Source organism: Mongoliibacter sp., from assembly GCF_007692705.1.
Taxonomy (GTDB): Bacteria; Bacteroidota; Bacteroidia; order Cytophagales; family Cyclobacteriaceae; genus Mongoliibacter.
On sequence record NZ_REBN01000271.1, the window covers coordinates 1 to 6,195 of the forward strand.

The window sequence follows — 6,195 nt, forward strand, 5'->3', positions numbered from 1 at the left end:
TTCTCTTGCATGGCTTCCAAAAGTGCCGATTGAACCTTTGCTGGAGAACGGTTCACCTCATCTGCCAAAATGATATTGGCAAAAATAGGCCCTTTTTTTACTTCAAAATTAGCCTCTTGCTGATTGTATATCATGGTTCCGACCAAATCTGAAGGTAAAAGATCGGGAGTGAATTGAATCCTTTTAAAATCAAGGTGCAATACCTTGGCAAGTGTGTTTACTGTTAAAGTTTTTGCAAGTCCGGGAACACCTTCAAGCAGAATGTGGCCATTGGTAAAAAGTCCGATCAACAGCCTGTTGACCATCCTGTCCTGACCTACCACGATCTTCTTTACTTCTTGAATGACCTGTTGGATTTTTTCCTGATGCATGTTGTTAAAATTGATATACAGTTGAAATATAAAATTAATTATCAACTGTGGTTATGGTTTCGGTAACCTATATTCTTATTTATTTGAATGATATACGGTAGATATATGGTTGAAATAAATGGATATAATATTCAGCATTCAACCTTCATTTCTTACCCTCTTGGAAATTTTTTTTATTGATGACTCTAAGTTACTTAAACCAATCCCTTAGAAAGTACCTTGTACCCGCCCGGATGACTCCAGTCGGACGGGAATCGTTAATCATCATTCGTAAATTATTTTCCTAGGGCTAAATTATAATAAAATACCCTGTATCCCAATTTCTGATTTTTCTAAATGATAAATGGCAAAATCAATTTGCTGTTTACTTCCTTCTTTTAACGGATGGTCTTGAAAAAGATTTCTTGTCTGATGTTAAACTTTGTTGTTGAATGTTTCTGGGGTCTAGTTTGAGTAAGTTATAGATTTCCTCCTGTATAAACTCCCTGACTTCTCCGACTTCAAAGCCTTCAATATTTAGGTTTTCCATGGAAAAACGTACCAACCTCAAAGTAGGATAACCAACTGCCGCGGTCATTTTTCTCACCTGCCTGTTTTTGCCTTCTTTTAAAGTAAGTTGAATCCACGTATCCGGAACGGACTTCCTGTACCGAATTGGCGGGTTTCTTTCAGGAAGTACAGGTGCGGGATCAAGTAAGCTAGCCTTTGCTCTTTTGGTATAATAGTTTTTGCCATCCACATTGATTTCCACCCCATTTTCCAAATCTCTGACCGCCTTCAGGTCGGGAATACCCTCCACTTGAACCAAGTATGTCCTTTCATGCGCAAACCTTGGGTTGAGTAGGTAATGGTTGAGGGGTTTATCGTCAGTGATGAGCAAGAGTCCTTCACTATCCTTGTCCAACCTTCCCACTGGATAGACTTCCTTTGGAAAATCATATACCTCTTTCAACGTATTTTGATCACCGCTAAATTGGCTAAGGGTTCCAAATGGTTTATATAAAACAAAATACCTGCTGTTCATGACTGGATGGGTTATTGAGAAATTAAAAAAAGGCTTCGTCATTTGTCTTGAAAACAAAAAAAGAAGCCTGGGTATAAATTTTTGATTGATCAATTTAGCTTCCGCAGCCGAAACAATCAAAATGACTGTCTATGGGCTTAACCCCTTTCAGTTGCATTTCCAGGTTGTGGATCTTATCACGGGTTTCCATGTCTTGAAACATATCTCCTGTAAGTTTGGCTTTTAGGCTTTCTACCTCTTTCTCAATGGCGGTCTTTTGTTCGATTGTCATTTTTAAATGGGTTTAGTGGTAAGCATTTTTCAATATAAAAAAGTTCTTGGTAAAATATAAGTGACTTGAGGATCAGGATGAAAAAAATACTGCCTTAACCAAATGAAGCTGTAATATGTAAGCATAGGAACGATCATTGTTATAAATTTGTGGAATATATTGATCATTAAAACTGATTGACTCACTTAACCCCTTTTTAGATGAATAAATCCGAACTCAAGCAACTCATAGATCTTAGAAAAAACTTGCACCAATATCCTGAATTGTCAGGAGAAGAAAAGGAAACGGCCAAAAGGGTACTTGAATTTTTTAAATCGCTGAAACCAGATGAGCTTATTGAGGAAGTAGGTGGTACTGGTCTTTTAGTTATATATCAAGGAAAGGAAGAAGGTCTAACGAGTATGTACCGTTGTGAACTGGATGGTTTGCCTATCTGGGAGGATAACAATATTCGACATATCAGTAAAGTTGATGGTAAATCCCATACATGTGGGCATGATGGGCATATGGCGATAATCAGTGGTATTGGTATGAAGCTTGCCAAAGAAAGGCCAAAAAAAGGCAAAGTAGTCTTACTTTTTCAACCGGCAGAAGAAACCGGTGAAGGGGCGGCAAATGTGGGCTCAGATAAAAAATTCCATAAACATAATCCGGATCTAGCTTTTGCTTTGCACAACCTGCCAGGGCATGAGAAGCATCAGATAGTCATCAAAAAAGGAGCTTTTGCAGCGGCATCAGTAGGTATGATTATCAAGTTGAAGGGTCGGAATTCCCACTCAGCTCACCCTGAAGCGGGAAATTCACCAGCGGAAGCGATGTGCAAGTGTATAGTGGCATTGGAAAAACTTCCAGATGCCATGAAAAAATTCACGTTAGTTACTGTCATCAATGCCCAACTTGGAGAAATTGCTTTTGGTACCACTCCTGGACAAGCTGTAATTCGAGCCACACTTAGGGCCTATGAAAATGAAACCAGAGATCTTTTGGTCACTTACGCTGAAAAACTCTGTTCTCAGATTGCCAAAGAATATGGCTTGGAGATTGAGTTTGACTATATAGAGAGTTTTACCGCAACACATAATGACCCTGAAGCCTGGGAATATGGGAATGAAGCAGCGAAAAAACTTGGATTACAAGTCAAACATATACGTACTCCTTTCCGCTGGTCTGAGGATTTTGGGCATTTTTCATTGAAGACAAAAACCCTACTATTTGGTTTGGGATCCGGAACGAATCAACCCCAGTTGCATGAACCAAATTTTGATTTTCCTGATGATTTGATTGAGACGGGAGTAAATATGTTTTGGGAAGTTATTCAGAAAATACACTTTGAGGATTGACCTTAATCTGAAATATGTATTAGACTTTCTATGCTTCGGTGTGCGTAAACTATTCCAGAATGATCCCGAGCACTCTGGATCAGAATCAGACGGTTCACTTCACTTTTAGACTTCATTACTAGGTACTAAGTCTCAGTCTATTAAATGACTGATTCCTTTGTATTTTCAGTCTTTATTTAGAAATCTAACCTACAATCCAAGGTGTATTTTATTTCTTTTTTTCTAAAAAAGAGCCTAAGGATTCTGTAGGGTCTTTTCCGTTCAGATAGGTTGAATTTTTTTACAAAACCCTAAATATCAGGCGTTATCATGGTAAAAAGCTGTAAATTCAAATCATGAAGCGCATTCATCTTTTTGAGTTCGAAGATCAGCCTTGGTTCCCCGATTGGTTAAGGGTACTGATGACCCGCTATATCAGTCGTTTTCATCGAATTCTGGATTCTGCTTCCATTATGAAGCCTTTAATTGAAAAAGGACTTTCTCTTACCAAGGAAAATGTCATCATCGATCTTTGTTCTGGAAATGGAGGTCCCATGCCGGAGATTTTTCACTCCCTGAAAAACAAAAGACCAGAGCTTCAACTGCTATTGAGTGACCTTTACCCCAATTTAAAGGCAGCTGAAAAGTTCAATTCAGACAAGGTAAACAATATACAGTATCTCACCACTTCATTGGATGCCACTAAAGTGTCTCCTGAAATCAGGGGCTTGAGAACTATGGTCAGCAGTATGCATCATATGAAACCTGATATTGCGCGTGCAATCCTCAGCAATGCCAAGGATTCTCATCAGCCAATCTTGATCTATGAAATCAGTGACAATTCCCCTCCTATCTTTCTTTGGTGGCTTGCCATACCTTTTGCATTGATTGCTACTTTGATTTTGACACCGGCAGTGAGGCCATTGACTTGGCAGCAATTGGTCTTTACGTATTTGATTCCTATACTTCCTTTGTTTATTGCCTGGGATGGCGCAGTATCCAATGCCCGAACCTACACTTTAGAGGATATGAACCAATTGATTGATGGTTTATCTGATGAAAACTACATTTGGGAAATGGGAAAACTTAATGGAAAAGGAGGGAAGAAGCTTTATTTGATGGGTAAGCCTCAAAAGGTTTAAAGCTTTGATCGATTGTTTTCAAAGATTCACTTTCAACCCCAGAATATTTGCCTATCCTGGAAGCCGAACAGAAATTGGTTTCGGTCTGAATTTCAATTATGAAGACCGAAAAGGAGGCAATATGGCATTGCTGAGGAATGAGTCAACGGTTAATACCTGTTCTTTGAATACAATGAAAGTGGAAGACTGAGTTCTCAATTTACCCTTAAACATGTCATAGATGAAAATCAAAAGTTGTAAGTAAAAAATGCTATAAACTATTTTGAAAGAACTCTTTCTACCAACGCATTTATTTTTGATGGCACCCAATTATCCAGTTTCTCAGAGCTTAATTACCAGCTCAAAAAAGAACGTATGGACTGTGTATTGATCGACATCAAATCATTTAAGGTTCTGTTTCTTACAAAGTTTTCTTCTCTGAGTTGGTTTTCGATCAGCAATGCCATAATGGAATCCTGAGTATATACCCTGTTGGTAAATCTTTCGAGCAAAAACTTCTTTCTGATATTTCTAAAGATTCTCGACATGTTCACTGTAGATATAAGTTTAAAAAGGAATCCTTTGCTAAATGAGTTGATTGTAGCATAAAGTTAAAGGAATCATGAAATTCTCAAAATTTTTCCTTTTTTGGATTTCCTATTTGTCTTCTAATATATAGAATTCGTCGATGTTATGTAAGGATCTGTCAAGTAAGACGATTGGGACATTAAACCTTCTGTGATCAATTCTTTCTAACATACGAAATCACAAAATTAGAAAGACATGAAAACTTTGAATTTTAGAGCCATCACGATTTACATTTTTCTGTTTACCATACATTATGCAGCTATTAGTCAGACTCAACCAAGTCTTGAAAAAAACCAGGTTACTGGTAAAGTGGTTGAAAAAAGCTCCAGCGAACCTGTAGCCTATGCTAGTTTGTCCTTGATAGATTTAGCTACTGCGAATAGCGTAGCTGGCGCCGTAGCAGATTTAAATGGAGAGTTTGTTTTTTCGTTGGTGAAAGAGGGAAGGTATTATATCCAAATATCATTTATGGGATTCAGAGATTATGTTTCTGAGGAATTTGAAATCGATGAAAGTCAGCCCTCAATGCGCTTTAATGCAATTTACCTAGAGCCTGAAGACTTGGCGCTAGAGGAAGTTACTGTATTGGGTCAAAGAGATCTGATTGAAGAAAAAGTAGATAGAACGATATACAATGCTGAAAATGATAACACCATTGTTGGTGGAGATGCTTCAGATGTAATGAGGAGAGTACCCATGCTATCTGTTGATATGGATGGAAATGTTTCTATGCGTGGCAGTACCAATATACTTGTTCTTATTGATGGTAAGCAATCAGCCATTGTAGCATCCAATATTTCTGATGCACTTAAACAAATCCCTGCGGAAGAAATCAAAGCCATTGAAGTCATTACTTCTCCTTCGGCCAAGTACGATGCAGAAGGTACAGGTGGCGTGATCAATATTGTAACCAAGAAGAATAACATTCAGGGTGCATCACTCAATATCAACACGACTGTTGGGTGGAGAGCATCCAATCTAGGGTTGAATGCCAGTCTAAAAAAGGGGAAAATGGGTTTTACTTTAGGAGGTTTCGGTAGAGCAGGATACAATATCCTTGGTTCTTTCGAAAATCAGCAACTCGTGACCAATATGGACGGCAGTACTTTAAATATTCTTCAAAGTGCAGATACCAGAACCAATCAGATATTTGGTAGATATAATTTTGGATGGGATTATGAAATTAATGATTTCAATTTTATGACCGCCGGTGTCAGCTTTGGTTTGAGAAATAGAAATACCTATCAAGATGGACTCCTAACAGAAACTTTTATGGGTGAAATGTTGCAGTCTGCTGTATTAAGAGATGTGGAGACAAACAATCTTTCCAATAATATTGATATCAATTATAATTACACAAAGACATATGAAAAAAAGGGGAAAGAGCTTAGCATATCATCTTTGTACTCTCTTAATAACTTGACAAATGACTTTATTAATAATGTTTACACAGGAACTTTTGAAGATATCGCAAGCAGAGTCAAAAATAATAACCTGGGAA

The 6,195-nt window shown here is 37.8% G+C and carries 7 protein-coding genes; 3 read left to right on the forward strand and 4 right to left on the reverse strand.

Features of this window, described 5'->3' with window-relative positions:
• From EA341_RS18400 to EA341_RS18410, 3 genes are all read right to left on the reverse strand, one after another.
• A partial coding sequence (locus tag EA341_RS18400) for an AAA family ATPase (RefSeq protein WP_293016640.1) occupies positions 1-371 on the reverse strand: 371 nt, incomplete at its 3' end.
• 364 nt (positions 372-735) lie between these two features.
• A complete protein-coding gene (locus EA341_RS18405) occupies positions 736-1,395 on the reverse strand; it encodes a pseudouridine synthase (protein WP_293016641.1) in 660 nt (219 codons plus the stop codon).
• Positions 1,396-1,489: 94 nt separating this feature from the next.
• A complete protein-coding gene (locus tag EA341_RS18410; protein WP_293016642.1) occupies positions 1,490-1,666 on the reverse strand; it encodes a hypothetical protein in 177 nt (58 codons plus the stop codon).
• Between the two features lie 200 nt (positions 1,667-1,866).
• Here EA341_RS18410 and EA341_RS18415 point away from each other — a divergent pair, with 200 nt between their 5' ends.
• Positions 1,867-3,006: an amidohydrolase gene (locus EA341_RS18415; protein WP_293016643.1), complete on the forward strand. Its 1,140-nt coding sequence runs from the start codon at positions 1,867-1,869 to the stop codon at positions 3,004-3,006.
• A gap of 335 nt (positions 3,007-3,341) precedes the next feature.
• Positions 3,342-4,127, forward strand: a complete 786-nt coding sequence (locus EA341_RS18420) for a hypothetical protein (protein ID WP_293016644.1) — start codon at positions 3,342-3,344, stop codon at positions 4,125-4,127.
• Positions 4,128-4,459: 332 nt separating this feature from the next.
• On the opposite strand, the gene EA341_RS18425 is transcribed toward EA341_RS18420, so the two are convergent.
• On the reverse strand, positions 4,460-4,654 hold the full coding sequence (locus EA341_RS18425; RefSeq protein ID WP_293016645.1) for a hypothetical protein: 195 nt from the start codon (positions 4,652-4,654) through the stop codon (positions 4,460-4,462).
• Positions 4,655-4,889: 235 nt separating this feature from the next.
• On the opposite strand from EA341_RS18425, the gene EA341_RS18430 reads away from it, so the two are divergent.
• A partial coding sequence (locus EA341_RS18430) for a TonB-dependent receptor (protein ID WP_293016647.1) occupies positions 4,890-6,195 on the forward strand: 1,306 nt, incomplete at its 3' end.

Coding starts and splice junctions, on each gene's coding strand:
- EA341_RS18405 (WP_293016641.1), bottom strand. CDS start 1,395: ATGAACAGCAGGTATTTTGTTTTATATAAACCATTTGGAACCCTTAGC.
- EA341_RS18410 (WP_293016642.1), bottom strand. CDS start 1,666: ATGACAATCGAACAAAAGACCGCCATTGAGAAAGAGGTAGAAAGCCTA.
- EA341_RS18415 (WP_293016643.1), top strand. CDS start 1,867: ATGAATAAATCCGAACTCAAGCAACTCATAGATCTTAGAAAAAACTTG.
- EA341_RS18420 (WP_293016644.1), top strand. CDS start 3,342: ATGAAGCGCATTCATCTTTTTGAGTTCGAAGATCAGCCTTGGTTCCCC.
- EA341_RS18425 (WP_293016645.1), bottom strand. CDS start 4,654: ATGTCGAGAATCTTTAGAAATATCAGAAAGAAGTTTTTGCTCGAAAGA.